At 70.0% G+C, this 18,120-nt stretch carries 13 protein-coding genes; 7 read left to right on the top strand and 6 right to left on the bottom strand.

Translation table 11 applies throughout. The features are described from left to right. Positions 1-41: 41 nt before the first annotated feature. Complete coding sequence (locus OWM54_RS31105; RefSeq protein WP_223748150.1) at positions 42-1,322, bottom strand: hypothetical protein; 1,281 nt, start codon at positions 1,320-1,322, stop codon at positions 42-44. Between the two features lie 163 nt (positions 1,323-1,485). On the opposite strand from OWM54_RS31105, the gene OWM54_RS31100 reads away from it, so the two are divergent. The 7 genes from OWM54_RS31100 to OWM54_RS31070 are packed head-to-tail and all read left to right on the top strand — an operon-like array spanning position 1,486 to position 8,250. Next, complete coding sequence (locus tag OWM54_RS31100; protein WP_046715628.1) at positions 1,486-2,196, top strand: MotA/TolQ/ExbB proton channel family protein; 711 nt, start codon at positions 1,486-1,488, stop codon at positions 2,194-2,196. Between the two features lie 13 nt (positions 2,197-2,209). After that, a complete protein-coding gene (tolR, locus tag OWM54_RS31095; RefSeq protein WP_141323753.1) occupies positions 2,210-2,683 on the top strand; it encodes a protein TolR in 474 nt (157 codons plus the stop codon). 3 nt (positions 2,684-2,686) lie between these two features. After that, a complete protein-coding gene (locus OWM54_RS31090) occupies positions 2,687-3,469 on the top strand; it encodes a TonB family protein (protein ID WP_141323752.1) in 783 nt (260 codons plus the stop codon). Continuing rightward, positions 3,466-4,761 carry an LpqB family beta-propeller domain-containing protein gene (locus OWM54_RS31085; RefSeq protein ID WP_267699827.1) on the top strand — a complete coding sequence of 432 codons (1,296 nt, stop codon included), beginning with the start codon at positions 3,466-3,468 and terminating at the stop codon, positions 4,759-4,761. The genes OWM54_RS31090 and OWM54_RS31085 overlap by 4 nt, the downstream gene beginning before the upstream one ends. A gap of 50 nt (positions 4,762-4,811) precedes the next feature. Next, positions 4,812-5,996 (top strand): aminotransferase class V-fold PLP-dependent enzyme, encoded by a 1,185-nt coding sequence (locus OWM54_RS31080; protein ID WP_267699826.1) that lies wholly within the window; start codon positions 4,812-4,814, stop codon positions 5,994-5,996. A gap of 17 nt (positions 5,997-6,013) precedes the next feature. After that, positions 6,014-6,949 (top strand): Ppx/GppA phosphatase family protein, encoded by a 936-nt coding sequence (locus OWM54_RS31075; RefSeq protein WP_223781767.1) that lies wholly within the window; start codon positions 6,014-6,016, stop codon positions 6,947-6,949. Next, on the top strand, positions 6,946-8,250 hold the full coding sequence (locus tag OWM54_RS31070; protein ID WP_267699825.1) for a spinster family MFS transporter: 1,305 nt from the start codon (positions 6,946-6,948) through the stop codon (positions 8,248-8,250). The genes OWM54_RS31075 and OWM54_RS31070 overlap by 4 nt, the downstream gene beginning before the upstream one ends. On the opposite strand, the gene OWM54_RS31065 is transcribed toward OWM54_RS31070, so the two are convergent. Genes OWM54_RS31065 through OWM54_RS31045 form a run of 5 tightly spaced genes read right to left on the bottom strand, consistent with a single transcriptional unit; the run spans position 8,240 to position 18,096 of the window. Next, positions 8,240-9,559, bottom strand: a complete 1,320-nt coding sequence (locus OWM54_RS31065) for a lysophospholipid acyltransferase family protein (protein ID WP_267699824.1) — start codon at positions 9,557-9,559, stop codon at positions 8,240-8,242. The two genes, OWM54_RS31070 and OWM54_RS31065, sit on opposite strands and share 11 nt — an antisense overlap. A 35-nt stretch (positions 9,560-9,594) precedes the next feature. Further along, complete coding sequence (locus tag OWM54_RS31060) at positions 9,595-10,116, bottom strand: hypothetical protein (protein ID WP_046715636.1); 522 nt, start codon at positions 10,114-10,116, stop codon at positions 9,595-9,597. Then, on the bottom strand, positions 10,116-13,202 hold the full coding sequence (locus tag OWM54_RS31055) for a POTRA domain-containing protein (RefSeq protein ID WP_267699823.1): 3,087 nt from the start codon (positions 13,200-13,202) through the stop codon (positions 10,116-10,118). Before OWM54_RS31055 ends, OWM54_RS31060 begins: the two co-directional genes overlap by 1 nt. 11 nt (positions 13,203-13,213) lie before the next feature. Next, the gene (locus OWM54_RS31050; protein ID WP_267699822.1) at positions 13,214-17,146 is read right to left on the bottom strand and encodes a translocation/assembly module TamB domain-containing protein; all 3,933 of its coding nucleotides are present in this window, start codon (positions 17,144-17,146) and stop codon (positions 13,214-13,216) included. Positions 17,147-17,151: 5 nt separating this feature from the next. Further along, positions 17,152-18,096 (bottom strand): ExeA family protein, encoded by a 945-nt coding sequence (locus OWM54_RS31045; RefSeq protein WP_223748141.1) that lies wholly within the window; start codon positions 18,094-18,096, stop codon positions 17,152-17,154. Between the last annotated feature and the right edge of the window lie 24 nt (positions 18,097-18,120).

The following is an 18,120-nucleotide window of genomic DNA, read 5'->3' as shown; positions in this document are numbered from 1 at the left end:
GCCCCGGCCCTTCTGTTCACCCCGCGAACGGGTGGGTTCGACTAGTTGGGGAACAGCGACACCAGCAGGGCATTGTTCGGGCCCGGGAAGGAGTGGCCCACCACGTCCACGGTGACGCTGTTGGCGACCGAGCGGTACTCGACGCCGTTGTTGGCCCGGGCGAACATCTCCACCTGGTAGCGGCCCGGACGCAGGAACTCGAAGACCACCGGCGCGTCGTTGCAGCCGTGCACGTCACCGACGATGCCGTACACCAGCTCTCCGGTGAAGACGTCGCGGAAGTTGATGGCCACGTCGTTGATGCCCGCCTGCGAGCAGCTCAGCGCGGAGCCACCGGCGCGCAGCTCCCACTTGATGGACGCGCCGCCAATCACCCACAGCGAGGCCAGCACGTTCGCCGAGCCACCCGACGGCACCGAGAACGAACCGGTGTAGTAGTACCAGGGGTTGTTCTGGGCATCGACCGCCACCAGCTGCAGGTCGTGGTTGCCCGCGCCCAGGTTGGTGTTGGTGATGGTGGCCCCCGCGCTGCCCGCCGAGCAGGAGAAGCGCTCCCACGGCCCGCCGTCGATGCGGATCTCCACGTGCGTCACCCCCGCCTGGCTGCAGTTGAAGCGGCTCGGCCCGTCCTGGAACTCCCAGCCCAGCGTCACGCCGGTGGCGGTGGAGCGCATGGAGCCGATGTACGAGGTCGGCGCGCCATAGTGCGTGGTCAGCCGGCCGTTGTGCTCGTAGACAGCGCGCAGCCGGGAGTCGAGCGCGACCATGATGACGTTGTGCTCCCCCGGGTCCACGTACAGCGACTTGATGGCGTTGCCGTTGCTGCCGGCCTCACAGTCGAAGCGGCCCCACTCGCTGTTGTCGATGCGCACGTCCACGTAGCGCACGCCGGCCGAGTTGCAGCTCGCGTTCCCCGGGAACTGCCACTCGAGGTACGCGTAGGACGGCGGGACGCCCGGCGGCAGCAAGTCGATCTCCACCGTCTGGTCGCCGTTGATGCGGAAGGTGCCGCTGCCCTCGTACAGCACCTCGTTGACGTAGCTGACCGCCTCCAACTGGAAGCTGTAGGTGCCCGGCTGGAAGCGGTGCAGGACGATGCCGTCGAAGCCATTGGCGCGGCACGGGTAGCGGCCATCGTTCTCCAGGCGCTCGCCCGGGATGTAGATGTTCACGCCCCGGACATCCGGGTCCTCGTCGCAGCGCAGGCCCGCGAGGGTCCAACGGAACGTCACGTCACCTTCGTAGGCGGGCTCGTCGTGGATGATACAGCCGGAGGAGACCGCCGCCAGGCAGAGGAATGCAACCAGCAGTCGGGAGTTCATGGGGGGCAACCTGTCTTGGGGTGATGAGGTGTTCGGCCCGTTTCAGTCACCTCGGACGACCCCTCCCGGGAATTATTCACCGGCACGGCCAATCCACTTCAAGCAGCCGGGCTTGCCCCGTTTGTTTGACCCAGTTGTAGCGGAGTGTTACGCGCTCCACCCCATGACGCCCCACCTGCCCCTGGCGCTCGGCGCCATGAACTACGTGGAGATCATCCGCGACGCGTCCTTCATCGAGCTGGCCGTGCTGCTGCTCCTGATGGGCGTCTCCGTGGCCTCCTGGGCCCTCATCGCGATGAAGGCCACCCAGCTCGCCAAGGCTCGCGCACAGTCTCTCACCTTCCTCGACACCTTCTGGAAGGCCTCCCGGCTGGAGGCCATCTACCAGACAGCCCAGAAGCTGGACGCCTCGCCGCTCTCCAAGGTCTTCTGTGCGGGCTACGAGGAGCTGACCAAGCTGGCGCAGGCCAAGGAAGGCGGCGCCGAGGGCGCCATGGCGGAGCGGCTGGGCGGAATCGAGAACGTGGAGCGCGCGCTGATGCGGGCGTCCACGTCGCAAATCACCGAGCTGGAGGCCCGCGTGTCGTTCCTGGGCACGGTGGGCGCCGCGTCGCCCTTCGTCGGCCTGTTCGGCACGGTCATCGGCATCCTGAGCGCGTTCAACCAGATTGCCGAGCAGGGCAATGCGACGTTGGCCACGGTGGCGGCGCCGGTGGGCAACGCGCTGTTCGCCACGGCGGCGGGCCTGTTCGCGGCGATTCCGGCCGTGGTCGCCTACAACTCGTTCGTCAGCCGCATCAAGGTGTTCGACACGGAGATGTCCAACTTCTCCGCGGACTTCCTCAACATCATCAAGCGTCACTTCTTCCGGTAGGCGGACCTCGACCATGGGCATGGGCGGAGGCAATCGCGGCGGTGGCCGCACCACGATGAGCGAGATCAACGTCACGCCCATGGTGGACGTGATGCTGGTGCTGCTCATCATCTTCATGGTGACCGCGCCCCTCATCCAGCAGGGCGTGAAGGTGAACCTGCCGGAGACCAAGGCGGCCCCGGTGGAGGCGACCGAGAAGAAGGTCGTGCTCTCCATCGACGCGGGCAAGAAGGTCTACATCGGCGACGCGGAGGTGGCGCTCGAGGAGCTGGAGGCGAAGCTTGCCGCCAACGCCAAGGTGCAGGCCGACAAGGAGGTCTTCCTCCACGCCGACCGGGACGTGCCCTACGGCACCGTCGTGGAGGTGATGGCGGCCGCCCAGCGCGCGGGCATCAACAACGTGGGGATGATCACGGACCCTTCCACGGGCTCCAAGACGTCCAACACGCAGTCGACCTCGAAGAAGCCCAAGGAGGCGAAGCGCTAGCCCATGCACTCCGCGGTGAGCCACAGCCTGCTCCTCAGCAAGAGCTCACGGGTGTCGCCGTTCATCATCGCGTCGGTGGTGGGGCACGTGGCCCTGCTGCTGGCGGGGATGCTGTACGCCCACCTCAACGCCGGGCCCAAGGTGGACCTCACCGCGCAGCCCATCCGCGCCACGCTGGTGCGCCAGGGCAAGCCGCGCGACTCCAAGCTGCTGCCGCGCAAGGAAGCCCTGCCGCCGCCGCCCAAGCAGGTGGACGCGCCCAAGCCCGCGCCCGAAGCGCCGCCCGCGCCCTCCTCCGCCGCCGTCGCGGTGCCCATCCCCGGCGTCAAGCCGGAGCCTTCGTCCGCGCCGAAGCCCACGCCCGTGAAGGGAGAGAAGGACGGCGAGGACCGGCGCAAGCGGCTGTTCGGCGCGTTCGACAAGACGGCCAAGGCGTCCGAGGAGGAGCCCGAGGGCGCCGAGGACGGCGACCCGGACGGCGACTCCGCCACCGCCGAGGGCGAGCGCTACTTCGGCCTCTTGCAGGCGCAGGTGCGCCGCAACTACAGCGTCGCGGACACGATTCCGGAGTCCGAGCGACTGCACCTCAAGGCCCTCGTGGCGCTGCGGCTGGGGCGCGCGGGCGAGGTGCTGGACGTGAGCCTCACCAAGCCCAGCGGCAATGATTTGTTCGACTCGGCGGTCGTCGCCGCCGTGCGCAAGGCCTCACCCTTCTCGCCTCCTCCCGACCACCTCCGAGACGCGCTGCAGAAGAACGGCGTCAACCTGATGTTCAACGCCCTATGAAAGCCCTGCTCCTCTCCCTCCTCCTCGTCCCGCTGGCGGCCTTCGCCCAGACGCCGACCATCGAAATCTCCGGCGCCAACTTCCGCCCGCTGCCGGTGGCGGTGGCCACGCCCCTCAACCAGAACGAGGGCGCCAAGGGCGCGGCGAACGCCTTCGACACCGCCTTCACCTTCGACCTCACCGCGTCCGGCATCCTCCAGGTGCTGGACCGCAAGAGCTTCACGGCCGACCCCAAGGAGGGCATGGCCGCGGGCACCATCACCTTCAGCCGCTGGGCGGACGTGGGCGCCGAGGCGCTGGTGAAGGTCTCGCTGGCGGACGACGCCGGCACGCTGCGCGGAGAGCTGCGCCTGTACAACGTGGGCACCGGCCGCGAGGACCTCAAGGTGACCAAGGACGCGCCGGTGAAGAACCCGTCGCTCTTGGCCCACCGGCTGGCGGACGCGCTCTACCGGCACTTCACCCGCGAGCCCAGCCCCTTCCTGTCGCGCATCACCTACGTGAAGAAGGCGGGCAACAACCGCGACATCGCCGTGGCGGACTGGGACGGCGGCAACGCCGTGACGCTCACCAAGGGCGGCATCAACATCCTGCCCTCGCTGAGCCAGGACGGCGCGCAGGTGGCCTATACGTCGTACCGCAAGAACCGGCCGGACCTCTGGGTGCAGCGCCCGGGTGGCGATGCGCGCATGGTGGTCTCCGACGGGCAGATGATCACCGGCGGCGCGTTCTCCCCGGACGGCAAGCGCCTGGCGTACTCGCAGGCCGAGGGTGAGAGCGCTCAAATCTACGTGGCCAACGCGGACGGCTCCGGCGCCAAGGCCGTCACCGACACGCCCTACGGCCTGAACACCAGCCCCACCTGGTCTCCCGACGGCAAGCGCATCGCCTTCGTGTCCAACCGCGGTGGCAGCCCGCAGATCTACATCATGGGCGCGGACGGCTCGGGCGTGCGGCGGCTCACCTTCCAGGGCAACTACAACCAGACGCCGGACTGGTCTCCTCGCGGCGACCTCATCGTCTTCACCGCGCGCGACGAGCGCAACGCGTTCGACCTGTTCACCATCCACGTCGAGACGGGCAAGGTCACGCGCCTGACGCAGGACCAGGGCAACAACGAGGAGCCCGCGTTCTCCCCCAACGGCCGGCTGGTGCTGTTCTCCTCCACGCGCGCGGGCGGCACGCAGCTGTTCGTGATGACGGCGGACGGCAACAACCAGCTGCCCCTGCGGGCGGAGAAGGGCACGCTGTTGACGCCCGACTGGGCGCCGCTCGCGGACAGCCAGCCGTAGGACTCGCGGAGCGTTGACAGGGGGCGCGTGCTCGGGTGCAGTCCCCGCGCATGAGCGCCTCCCTCCGTTCCCACTGGGGATTGGATCCCCAGGTCCGCTTCCTCAATCACGGCTCCTACGGTGCGTGCCCCACCGCCGTGCTCCAGAAGCAGTCGGAGCTGCGCGCGCGGATGGAGGCGGAGCCCGTCCGCTTCCTGCACCGTGAAATCGAGCCCCTGCTGGACGAGGCCCGCGGCGTGCTCGCGGACTTCCTCGACGCGGACACCGAGGACGTGTCCTTCGTCACCAACGCCACCAGCGGTGTCACCACGGTGCTGCGCTCGCTGCGCTTCCAGCCCGGCGACGAGCTGCTCACCACGGACCACGAATACAACGCGAGCCGCAACGCGCTGGACTTCGTCGCCGAGCACGGCGGCGCCAAGGTGGTGGTCGCGAAGCTGCCGTGGCCGGTGACGTCCGCTCGGTCCATCGTGGACACGGTGCTCGCGCACGTGACGCCACGCACGCGGCTGTTCCTCGTGGACCATGTCTCCAGCCAGACGGCGCTGGTGATGCCGCTGGCGAAGCTCGTCTCGGAGCTGCGCGCGCGCGGCGTGGAGACGCTGGTCGACGGCGCGCATGGGCCGGGACAGGTGCCGCTGTCGCTGCGCTCGCTCGGCGCTGGCTACTACACGGGCAACTGCCACAAGTGGCTGTGCGCGCCCAAGGGCGCCGCGTTCCTCCACGTGCGCAGGGATTTGCAGCAGGGCCTGACGCCGCTGGCGGTGAGCCATGGGCGCAACTCGCCCCGCACGGACCGCTCCCGCTACCGGCTGTTGTTCGACTGGACGGGGACGCATGACCCATCCGCCGTGCTCTGCGTCCCGGAGGCACTGCGCGTGGTGGGTGGCCTGCTACCCGGCGGCTGGCCCGAGGTGATGGCGGCCAACCGGAGCAAGGCCCTGGCCGCGCGGGCCCTCCTGTGCGAGCGGCTGAAGGTCTCCCCCGCCTGCCCCGAGGACATGGTGGGCAGCATGGCGGTGGTGACGCTGCCACCGGGCTACCCGTTGGAGCCCGAAGCTCCGCTCTACCTGGACCCGCTCCACCTGCGCCTGTTCGACGAGCACCGCATCGAGGTGCCCATCGTCGCGTGGCCCCGGCCGCCCGAGCGGCACGTGCGACTGTCCGCGCAGCTCTACAACACCCCGGACGAGTACGCCGCGCTGGCAGACGCTTTGGAAGCGCTGCTGCGTTGAGTAGGCTGGCTACACATATGCCGCGATTCGCCACCATCGACATCGGTACCAACTCCGTGCTGTTGCTGGTCGCGGAGCGCACCGGGGACGGCCGCTTCGAAGCCGTCCTCGAGCGCGCTGAAATCACCCGCCTGGGACGCGGCGTGGACGCCACCCGCCGCCTGTCTGCCGAGGGCATGGAGGCCACGCTGTCGGTGCTCGAGGCCTTCGCGCGCGAGGCGCGTGAGCAGGGCGCGCAGGACATCGCGGTGTCGGCCACCAGCGCCGCGCGCGACGCGGTGAACGGCGCGGAGTTCCTCGAGGCCGCGAAGACGCGCGCGGGCGTCACGGTGGAGATCATCTCAGGGCAGCTCGAAGCGGAGCTGTCGTTCGCCGCGGTGAGCTCGGACTTCTCGGGCGAGGCGGCTGGGCCCTTGCTGGTGTTGGACATCGGCGGAGGCTCCACCGAGTTCATCTACGGCAACCCCGCGGGCCACGTGGACTTCCGTCACAGCTTCGACGTGGGCGCGGTGCGGCTCACCGAGCGCTTCGTGCGTTCGGACCCGATGTCCGCCGAGGACCGCGCGCGCATCCAGGCGCACCTGCGCGACACGTTCAAGGCGCTGCCGCCTCCACCTCCCGCCTCGGTGCTGGTGGGCGTGGCGGGCACGGTGACCACGGTGTACGCGGTGAAGCACGCCATCGACCCGTACGACGCGGCGCGGGTGCACGGCGGCACGCTGTCGGTGGGCGAATTGAGCGCGCTGGTGGACCAGCTGTGCCAGCAGCCTCTCGAGGAGCGGCGCACGCTGCCGGGCATGCAGCCCAAGCGCGCGGACGTCATCCCCGCGGGTGCGCTCATCCTGCTGGAGGCGGTGAAGGCGCTGGGGCTGGATGGCTGCCGGGTGAGTGACCGGGGCTTGAGGTGGGGACTGCTCGCGCACCGCTTCGGCGCGGGGGCCTCCCGTTCATGAGCGCGCCCTCCGTGAGCGTCTCTCCTCCCCCGTCTCCGTCGTCCCCCTCGCCCGCCACCACGCCCGTGGCCCCGGCGGCGAACGCCGGCTACGCGCTGCTCATCCTCACGCTCATCAACCTGGTCAACTACCTCGACCGATACATCGTCGCGGTGGCGCTGCCGGGCATCCAGCAGGAGTTCGGCATCAACGACACCCAGTCGGGCCTGCTGGGCACCATGTTCATCGTGGTGTTCATGCTGGCCTCGCCGCTGGGCGGCTTCCTCGGTGACCGGTATCCCCGCAAGTTCCTGGTGGCAGGTGGCGTGTTGTTGTGGAGCCTCGCCACGGGGGCCAGCGGGCTCGCGACGTCGTTCATCGCGCTGCTCGTCGCGCGGGCGGTGATTGGCATCGGCGAGGCGGGCTATGGCGCGGTGGCACCGAGCATCATCTCGGACCTGTACCCTCGCGACCGGCGCACGCGGATGCTGGCGCTCTTCTACATCGCCATCCCCGTGGGCGCGGCCGCGGGCTACGGCCTGGGCGGGTGGCTGACGCAGAAGTACTCGTGGCACGTGGCCTTCTTCGCCGGAGGCGTGCCGGGCCTGATTCTGGGCGCGATGGCGTTCTTCATGCCGGAGCCCCAGCGTGGCGCCATGGACGGCCCGGACGCGCAGGTGAAGCTGCCCTTCATGGTCGGCCTGCGAGGCCTGGGACGCAACGCGGCCTTCTGGGCGGTGACGGCGGGCTACACGCTGATGACGTTCTCCATCGGCGGCCTGGGATTCTGGATGCCGACATACCTGGTGCGTGAGCGCGCGATGTCGGCGGACAGCTCCGGGTTCCTCTTCGGCGCGATTACGGCGGTGGCGGGCCTGTTGGGCACCGTGGCCGGCGGGTGGCTGGGCGACAAGCTGGACCGCAAGCGCGAGGGCGGTGGCCTGTGGATGTCGGGCATCGGCCTCCTGCTCGCGGCGCCGTGCATGTACCTGGCCGTGCACCTGAAGGACGTGGGGCCCACGTTCGCGGCCATCGGCGCCGCGCAGTTCCTCATCTTCCTCAACAGCGGCCCCATCAACGCGGCCATCGTCAACTGCGTGCCGCCCGCGTTCCGCGCCTTCGCCATGGGGCTCAACGTGCTGTGCATCCACCTGCTCGGGGATGCGATTTCGCCCACGCTCATCGGAAACATCGCCGACGCGTCCAACCTGCGCACCGCCATCGCGGTGAATGCCCTGCCCGTGCTGCTCGGCGGACTGGCGCTGCTCGTCGGCGCGAGGTTGTTCCGGGACGCCGTTCCCCGGGAGCGCGCTACCGCCTGACGGCGGCGTCCACCTTCGGCCGGTATTCGTCCGCCAGTCGCTCCACCTCGGTCGCCAGCCGCTCGCCATCCGCGAGCAGCAGCGCCTTGAGGCGCGCGCGGTTGCCCAGCATGAAGAACACGTCCACGTCCCGGCGCAGCACATCCGAGCGCTCGGAGAAGTAGAGCGTGAAGAGGGCCAGCGGCGGCACCGCGACGAACGTGAAGAGCGCGAGGAGTGCGCCCCCCAGCACGCCCGCCGTCACGGTGAGCGCCGCCCACCAGACGAGCATCACGACGAAGCCCGTGAGGAACTTCACCGTGGCCTGCACGTCGAGTTCCGCCTTGCGGCTGGCGGCCCGAGGCACCTGGTACGGCAGCCAGAACAGCACGAGCCCCAGCACGAACAGCGGCAGCCCGAACACCAGCGCGAGCAGGTTCTTCACGATGAACGACGTGACGTTGCCCGGCCGGTAGACGAGCGCCAGGTCCGACGGCCCCGTCGCGTGCACCAGGTCCAGCCGGCGCTTGAATGACGTGAGCTGGGCGCGCAAGTCCTCGAAGCGCTCCGGCTCCTGGGTGCGGAAGAGCTGCACGCCACGAGCCCACAGACGCAGTCGCTCCGCATCCAGCGCCCCGCCCTGCTTGAAGGCGAAGAGCTGCTCGGCCAGCTGAATCAACGGCAGGTCCGCCCACTGCTCCAGGTTGAGTGTCACCGCGCGCAGCCCCTCGGCGATGCGCTCCGTCAGCGCGCGCACCGAGTCCTGCTCGGAGGCCGCATCCGCGGGCTGGAACGCCGTGGCGTCGATGGCGGGCCCCACGTCGATGAGCACCTCGCTGCGGAACACGTGCTTCTCCGCGTACGTGAGGCCCACGGGGACGATGCGCACGGGCGCGCCCTCTCGGACGGCGCTCAGCGCGATGCGCGAGGCGCCCGTCTTCAGCTCAGCGAGCCCCGGCTCCGAGTGGCTCTTTCCCTCCGGAAAGATGGTGATTGCGCGCCCCTGCACGAGCGCGCCCTTGGCCGCGTCGAGCGTGCCCTCGTTGCCGCCCATCTTCGTCGGGTCATCCTGCTTGCGGTACACCGGCAGCGCGTCGAGCCCCTTCAGCAGCCAGCCGATGACGGGCATGCGGAAAAGCGGCGCCTTCGCGAGGAACGTCACCTTGCGGCGCGTGAGGATGAAGACGAGCCCGGGGTCGATGAGTCCATTGGGGTGGTTGCCCACGAAGAGCACGGGCCCCTCGGGCTCGGCGCCGGAGGCATTCACCTTCACCCGGTAGAACAGGCGCAGACACACCGCCACCACGGCACGGACACAGGCGTAGAACACGCCGGGGACTGTACCTCACGCGGCGCGGACGGCGCTCACGGGTACTTGTCCACCACCAGGATGACGCCCGTGTTGTCCTGCACCACGGAGAACCCCTTCATCGGACTCGGGTAGGCAATCAACCCCTCGCCATCGCGGTCCCACCTCGCGTCGAGCAGGATTCCGCAGAACGGCACGGACATGGCGCCGCTCTCCGGCAGGAAGACGCGGTCATAGCGGCCGAACACGCGGTGCTTCGTCACATAGAGCCGCCCGCCGATGCGAGCGCCGGGAAGCACCTTCTCCCCTTCGTCCCGGGGCAGCGCGATGACGAAGCTGTAGTTGTAACGCGCCGGTCCCGGGTGGTCCTGGATGGCATCCACGATGACGGGGAGCTTGTCGCCAGGCTTGAGCCCCAGCCGCTCCATCTGCACCAGCGCGCCCTTCGGACACGTCCCCTCCGGCGGCATCCACTTGGGGCGCTCCGGCGCGTCGGTGACGTCCTGCGTGTGGCGGCACCCCGCGCCCCAGAGGCCCGTCAGCAGCAGCGCCATCCACCCCGTGGACCCGAGCCTCATCAGAACGTCCCGATGCTGAAGTGGAACTGCGTGCGCGCCTCGTTCACTTCCTCGTCCGGGTCCAGGTTGAAGCCCACGTCGAACGCGAGGGGGCCCACCGGCGTCATGTACCGCAGGCCCATGCCCGCCGCGTAGCGCAGCCGCTCCAAATCCAGCCGAGTCCTGTCCAGCCACAGGTTGCCCGCCTCGAAGAACAGGCCCAGGTCCAACGACGTCAGCGCAGGCAGCCGCAGCTCCGCCTTGCCCAAGGTGAAGAGCTCACCGCCCTGGCTCGCCGGCACCTGCCCCGCGAGTACCGCCTTCAGCTCGCCCGAGCACCCCGTCGGGCTGATGAGCGAGCGACAGTCCCGCAGCCGCTGATGCAGCGCCTCGCGCACGTCCTCGGGCAGCACGCCGTCCTCGCGGAAGCCGCGCAGGCTCGACGAGCCGCCCAGGTAGAACAGCTTCGAGCCGATGGGCTGCGCGCCCGTCTCCATCGGGACGATGGTGCCCGCGCGCGCCGACAGCGCGAGGCTCGCTCGACGCCCGAGCGGAATGTAACCACTCAAGCTGCTCGCCAGCTTCAGACCGTTGATGGGGAACGCAGGCACGGCGTTGCCCGCGACATCCGTGGGGCTCACGCTGATGCCACGCGTGAGCTCCGCGCTGCTGATGAGCACCAGCCCACGCCGGGGGTTCGTCGCGTCGTCACGGAAGTCGAGCGTGATTGCGGGCCGGAGCGAGTGCAGCACGAAGTCGCCGAACGGATAGCGCAGCCGCTCCTGGTCCGCGCGGTTGAGCAGCTCCAGCACGCCGGCGCGCGAGCGCAGCCGGTTGTTCTCCACTTCGTACGACAGCGAGACGTTGAACCAGGACGCCACCGCCCAGTCCAACGCCGCCGCCGCCGCGAGCCGCGAGGACACGTACGAGGGCCGGTGCACACGCTCGGCGATCAGGTCCAGTCGCGCGCCCACCTCGAACGGCAGCAGGAAGTACAGCCGAGGCTGCGAGAGCGCGAGGTTGCCACGGCCACCCAGTCCGCTCAGTCCCTGGAGCTCCACGTCACAGCCCGCCGAGGCCGCGCCGCCCGACTGCTCACACGCAATCCGCCGGTCCGCCGACAATGCCTCCGCGCTCCAGCCCGCGTAGTTCACCTTGCCGCGCGCCAGCAGGCTCAGGCCCAGTCCATCCAGGTTGCGGTACGCCGTGTCCAAGGTGATTCGAGGACCGTCGACCAGGAAGTAGCCGCCGGACACCTGTCCATCGAGGCGAGGGCGCTCGTGCACCGTCACCACCACGTCCTTGGACGCCTCGCGCCGCGTGGGGTCCGCGAGCGTCACGTCCACCTGACGGAACAAGCCCAGCCGCGCGAGCCTGCGCTGACCCTCGGTGAGCGAGTCCATGGCCAGCGGCTGCCCCTCCTCCAGGTTCAGGTTGGCCATGATGAGGTCCGGGTCCGTGCGCGTCAGGCCCTGCACCAGCACCTTGCCTACCTTCACCTGCGGCCCCGTGTCCGCGTTGAACACCACCGTCGCGACCTGGTCGCCCTCCTCCAGCGAGGACTTCGTCGTGACGCGGGCGAAGAGGTAGCCCTGCGTGCCCAGCCCGCGCTCCAGCGCCACGCGCGCCGCCTCCACCGCCTCGAAGCTCAGCGGTAGGCCCTCGTGCACCCCCATGCCCGAGGCCGTCGCGCGCGCGGCCTTTGTGTCCGGGAACCCGTCGGGGACGACCTGCTTCACGCGCGTCTGGGGCCCCTCCACCACGTCGAAGTCCGCCGCCGCCGTGCGCGTGCGAGCATCCACCGTCAGCCCCCGGAGCGTCACCACCACCGACAAGAAGCCCCGCTCACGGTACTGCTCCATCATCGACTCCGTGGCCTCCAGCCACGCGTCCTCGACGTACACCGTGGCCGGGTCCGGCACCGGCTCCGTGGCGCCAGGCCCGCGGCCGTGACGACCCTCGACGTCCAGCGGGTCGTCCTGGAGCCGCAGGTCCAGCTCCGGCTGGAGCTCCCCGGCGCGGATGCGCTCCGCCAGCACCTCTCTCAGAGTGCCCGAGCCCAGCGACGCGTTGCCATGGAAGCGGACCTCGCTGACGCGCAGGGGCTGGCCCTCGTCCACGTCGAAGGCCAGCACCGCCACCTCACCATCCGGCCGCAGCACCTCGCGCGGACGCACGCGCGCGTCGTGGAACCCCCGGTGCCGGTAGAACGACTCCACCCGCCGCGCCAGCCGTCCGGCCACCACCTCGTCGAGCGGCTCGGCCACGTCGTACGCCAGCACCCGCTCCAGCACCTCGGCCGTGAAGCGGTGGTTGCCATGGAAGCGCACGCTGTAGCGAGGCCCCGCCGACAGCGGCACCGACACCGACGCGGCGCTCCCCTCCACCAGCACCGCGGGCGCGCCCACCTGCGCGCGCCAGTGCCCCGCCTCGCGCAACACCGTGCGCAGCTGGTCCAACCCCGCGTCCAGCCGCACGCGGTCGAACACCTCACCGGGGCGCATCGCGAGCGCCGCCAGCAAGCGGGGCAGCGGCAGGCCCGGGCTGCCGGAGAAGTTCACCTGTCGAACCAGCGTCGGCTGCCCCTCGGTGACGTGCAGCGACACCTGGATGCCCAGGGGCAGCGGCTCCTGCGTGGCCGTCACGCGCACGGAGTCGTAGCCCTTGCGCTGATATGCCTGGAGCACACCGGACACGGCGCCCTCCAGTTCCTCCTGGTCCAGCGGGCCGCCCTCCAGCAGGCCGCTGGCGTCGAGCAGCTCCCCGTCCGTCAGCACCTGGTTCCCGTCGAAGCGAAGCCGCGCCAACCGCGACACGGGCGTGAGCTGGAACACCAGTCGCACCCCGCCGCGCACCTCCTCCGCGCGCGCCACCACGTCCGAGAACCGCCCCGTGGCCCACAACCGCTCCACCGAGCGGCGCACCAACGAAGGCATCAGCGCCTGGCCCTTGCGCACCGCCACCAGGCCGCTGAGCCCCTCGGCGTCCTCGCCTCCGGGCAGGTGCAGCTCCACGGCCACCACGTTCTGACCGGCGGCGCGGGCCTCGGGCGCCTGGGCGCGCGCGGAGGACGAGGCCAGGACGCACAGCCAGAGCCCCAGCGCCACCGCGGCGCGGGTTACTCGACCTCCCAGCTGAGCTTCAGCTCGAGCCCGAGGTTGCCAAACGAGGCTTCGCTGTTCTCGTTGTCCCACTGGGCCTGCGCGGAAAGTCTGTCGTCGAAGCGGTACTCGGCACGCGCCCGCGTTCCGCGCCCACTCACCGGTTGAGTCATCCCGATTTTAAGCTGCTCGCTGAGGAACTTCGACTCCAGTTGCGCGGTGGGCTCCGCTTGTCGGGTGGCGTCATTGTAGGTGGTGGATATCTGGAGGGACAAATCCCTCAGCACCGGATTGCTGGGAAGAAACCGCTGGACCTGCCGGTCCAGACCCGACGCGTTGAAGAGGGCCTCGGCCGCCAGCCCGGCTCCGGCCGACGCCGCGGTGTCCCGGTCCGACGAGGTGAACCCCAGGGTGAGCAGGGAGACGATGTCCCCTTCCACCAGCGCCGGCTCCGACGAGAGGAGAATCTGCGGGTCCGTGGGCTTGCCGAAGGCGTGCAGCTTCACCAGGAACTCACGCACCTGCGTCTGGGCCTGGACCTCGAAGACGGGCTCCAGGCTGTTGGCGTCCTGGAACTCCAGCTGCCCCTGGCTGATGGTGAACGGGTTGTTGCGGAAGAACGCCTGGCTGCCCTCGGCCAGCTCCACCCGCCCCAAGAGGCCCGGCCGCAGGTCCGTCCCCGTCAGCCGCACGTCCCCGAGCATTCGCGCCTTGGCCAGGTTGTTGTCCACGCGCACGTCCCCGAAGTGGACGTTCACATCCCAGATGACCCACGGCTTCAGCGCCTCGCCCAGGGCCGCGGACGGCGAGGGCGCCTGCACCGGCGCGCGCTTCTGCATGGACTTCAGCAGCGCCTCCACGTCCAGCGCCTTCTGGTAGCGCATCTTGACGATGTCGATGCCGCCCGTGACGGTGAAGCCCTTGGGCGGCCCCACCACCTGGAGCAGCCCGGAGAATGTCGCCGGCAGGTCCTCGGTGAGCCGGTAGGGCACCTCGTCCAGTTGCACCGTGAGTCCCAACCGCTGAGGCAGGAAGCGCGACAGCCGCACGTCACCGCGCGCGGACACCTTGCCCTCGTTGACCAGGCCCCGCAGGTGTTCCAGCAACATGCGCTGGCCCGTCAGCTCCACGCGCCCGGACATGCCCCGGACGTTGATGGGCAGATCCCGCATCGCCACGCGCAGGTCCAACAGCTCCGCGCTGCCCACCACCGAGGGTGCCTCCAGCGTCCCCGTGGCCTCCGCGTCCACGGTGAGCCGCCCCGTGGAGCGCTCCACCATCGACGGCAGCAGTGACTCCAACAGGCGCAGGTCCCCACCTCCGCGCAGCGTCAGGCCGATGCCGCCGCGCGTGGTCATCCAGCCGCCCATGTTCAGGTCCACGTACGGCCCGAGGAAGCGGAACGGCTGCACCTCCAGCCGCCCCTTCTCGAAGGCGAGCGAGATGGGGGCCGTGTTCTCCGCGCGCACGTCGTCACGCGACAGCACCAGACGGTCCACCGTCGCGCGCACCTGCGCGGCCTGGGGCTCCATCAGCGGCCCCTTCGCCGTGAGCGAGCCGGACACCTGGCCGGACACGCCCGCCCACAGCGGCTCCGCCGGCAGCAGCGTGCGAATCTCCGGCAGCGCCAGCGTGAGCGAGGCGTCGTAGGGCCACGTGTCCTGCACCTTCATCTTCACGCGACCGCTGGCGTCCTGGAAGGGCCGGCCCCAGACCTCGAAGTCCTTGCCCACCAGTCGTCCGGTGAGGTCCATGGCGCCCAGGTTGCGACCATCCAGCGCGATGTGCGGCGACTTCAGCGTGACGTCCACCACGGGGATGTCGGACGTGCCGGAAACGACGCCGTCCATCACCATCGTCCCCGTGAGCCCCATGCGCTCGGCCAGCTCCGGCCCCACCGTCTCCCCGAGCGACAGCCCGTCCCCGCCGAAGCGGTAGTCCAGCCCGCCCGCGAACAGCAGCGTGCCCTCCGCCCAGGTGCGGCCCAGCGGGCCCTTCAGCTCCGTGCGCTCGAGCACCATGGCCTTGCCGTCCACGAAGCGAAGCCGCGCCGAGCCGTCCCCCAGGCGCCGCCCGTAGTACGTGGTGTCCTTCACGTCGAAGGCCACCAGCCCCTCCAGCTTCTCGATGGGGCTGTCCACCTCCACGCGCCCGGACGCCGTGCCGCCCAGCGTGCCCTGCATCACCGCCAGCGACGGCGTCAGGCCCGCCACCACGTCGACCAGGTCCTCGGTGCGCCCCTGCGGGACGTTCACCTCGAGCTTCAGGTTGAGCAGCCGGCCGAAGCCCACCGCCGCCTTGCCGTAGTACTGCGTGCGCCCCTTCTGTCCCGTGAACGAGGGGAAGGCCAGCACCCCATCCGAGTAGCCCAGCTTCCCCTGGAGCACGCCCAGGTTGAAGCCCCAGAAGACGAAGTCGCGGAACGACAGGCCCGACTCCACCTTCACCTCGGAGACGGGCCCCGTAATCGAGTACGTCGCGTTGCCGCGCCCCGCCCACTTCAGTCCGGCGATGTGGCCGAAGTCCGACAGGTCCACCTCGCCCTGACCGTGGATGTCCAACCCCAGGCCATTGCCGATGAGCAGCCCCACGTCGGCCTGCACGCGCGAGCGGCCCACCTCCGCCTGGACGTGGTTGAAGGACACGCGGTCGGTCTGCAGCCGCACCTGCGCCTGCGCCCGCCCCTTGTCGAACTCCAGGATGTGGATGCCCTCGCTGGCGGGGGCGTCATAGGCGCGCGTGGCCAGCCGGAAGCGGCCCGTGCGCAAGTCGAGCGGCCCGGACAGCGAGAAGCGCGGCAGCAGGTTGCCGGACAGCTGCGCCTCGAGCGACGCGGGGAAGTCCACCCACGAGCCCTTCACGCCCGCCTTGTCGAGGATGCGCGCCAGCGACGCATCCTCCGCCTTCAGGCTCACCTCCAGCGGGAGCAGCGGTGTCAGCAGCAGCTTGCCCGTGGCGCGCACCCGCCCCATGCCCACCGGCACCACCACCTCCTCCAGCCGCACTTCGTCGCCCGCGTAGGACAGCCGCGCGGAGATGTTGGCGGGTCCGAAGCGCTCGTAGCCCAGCCCGTTGCCGGACAGCTCCAGCGACACCGCGGGAGACTCGGGCTTGCCGGCGATGGACACGCGGCTCCACAGGTGGCCCGTCGCCGGCTTCGGCAACAGCTTCGCCTGCGACAGCGTGCGCAGCGGCAGGAAGATTTGCGCGTCCAGCGCCAGGTGCGGCTGGCAGAGCGAATCCACCCGTCCGGACACCGTGGTGCTGATGTCATCCAGTGACACCTCTGCGCGCTCCAGCTCCAGCAGTGCCTCGTCCGGGTCCACCGCACCGGCGATGGCCAGCCGCTGCAGCGCCAGCTCCTGGCCTCCGGGCCCCAGGCGCACGAGTCCCCGGCGCGCCTCCACGTCCAGTTCGATGACGCCCCAGCGCTCCGCCCAGCGGACATCCAGGTCCGCCACCTCCACGCGGCGCCCCTCGGGCAGCGCCACGCGCACCTCGGCGCCGACGATGTCCAGCCGCGCCACCCGCACCCGCTCCAGCGGGTCCAGGAAGCAGCCCTCCGACTTCGTCTCGGGGCGCTCGCGAGGCTGGGACACGTCCAGCGACAGCCGCGGACGCACCGCGCGCACCGCGGCGAACGTCAGCCTGCCGGAGAGGGGGCGCAAAAAGCCGAACTGCACCTCCGCCAGGTCCGCCGCCAACAGCGGCGTGTCCGCGCCCGGCAGGAAGAGCGAGAAGCCGTGCACCAGCACGCGCGAGCCGAGCGGATCCAGCTCACAGCGGCCGATGCCCACGTCCAGGCCGAGCACGTCCGGCAGGTGCCGCCGCGCCACCGTGCAGGCCACCTCCCACGTGGCGGGCATGCGCAACGCGAGGACACTCCCCGAGATGACGAGGAGCACGAGCAGCAGCGCTCGAAGCGCACCGTTGCGGCTCTGTGTGGCCAAAGCCCCTAGAGCTTACCCAGCCCTTCGAGGTAGCGGTCTATCTCCGCGAGGTCGAGCTTGTTGTTGGCCGCTCGGGGCAGGTTCGTGGCGGGCACGCTCGCCCGCTCGGCTGCTCCAGGAGCGGCCGAGTTGATGCCCTGCAGGCCCAGGTTCTTCCCGATGCGGTTCACCAGGTCCGCGGACACGGTGTCCGCCCGGGCCAGGAAGGCCTCGAAGAGCGCGTTGTCGCACAGCGTGTTGATGACACGCGGCGAGCCGGACGAGTGCTCGTGCACGGCCAGCAGCGCCTCGGGCGAGAACGGCATGCGCGGGCAGCCGGCGAGCCGCAGGCGGTGCTTGATGTACGCCTCGGTGGACTCGGCCGTGAAGGGCTCGAGCTTGTAGCGCATGGCCACGCGCTGCGCGAGCGGCGGGTCCAGCTTCAGGTTCTTCTCGATCTCCGGCAGGCCGAAGAACACGAAGGAGATGAGCTTGCGCTCCGGCACTTCCAGGTTGAGCAGCCCGCGGAACTCCTCCATCAGCTCCCGCGTCTCCAGCATCTGCGCCTCGTCGATGAGGACGACGGCCTTCTTGCCGGACTCGTAGATCTGCAGGAGCCGCTGGTAGAGCTGCGACAGCAGCGCGAGCTTCTCCTGCGCGGGGTTCTCCACGCCCAGCTGCAGCGCGATTCGGCGCAACAGCCAGTTGGCGGTGATGCCCGAGTGGATGATGACGAGCAGCGCGGCCTCGTACTCGGACTCGGGAAGCGAGTCGAGCATGCGGCGCGCCAGCGTCGTCTTCCCCGCGCCGATGTCGCCGACGAGGATGGACAGGCCCTTCATGTAGCTGACGGCGTGCATCAGCCGGGTGAGCGCCTGCGAGTGCTGAGCCGAGTTGTAATAGAAGCGGCTCACCGGAGCGTTGGAGAAGGGCTCCTGGGTGAGGTCGAAGAAATCGAGGTAGGTCGTCATGGGCTCGCCGGACCTCGGGGGCAA

This window comes from Myxococcus sp. MISCRS1 (assembly GCF_026626605.1).
Lineage (GTDB): Bacteria > Myxococcota > Myxococcia > Myxococcales > Myxococcaceae > Myxococcus > Myxococcus fulvus.
The sequence above is the reverse complement of the archived record's forward strand: the minus strand, read 5'-3'. Positions and strand labels throughout refer to the sequence as shown.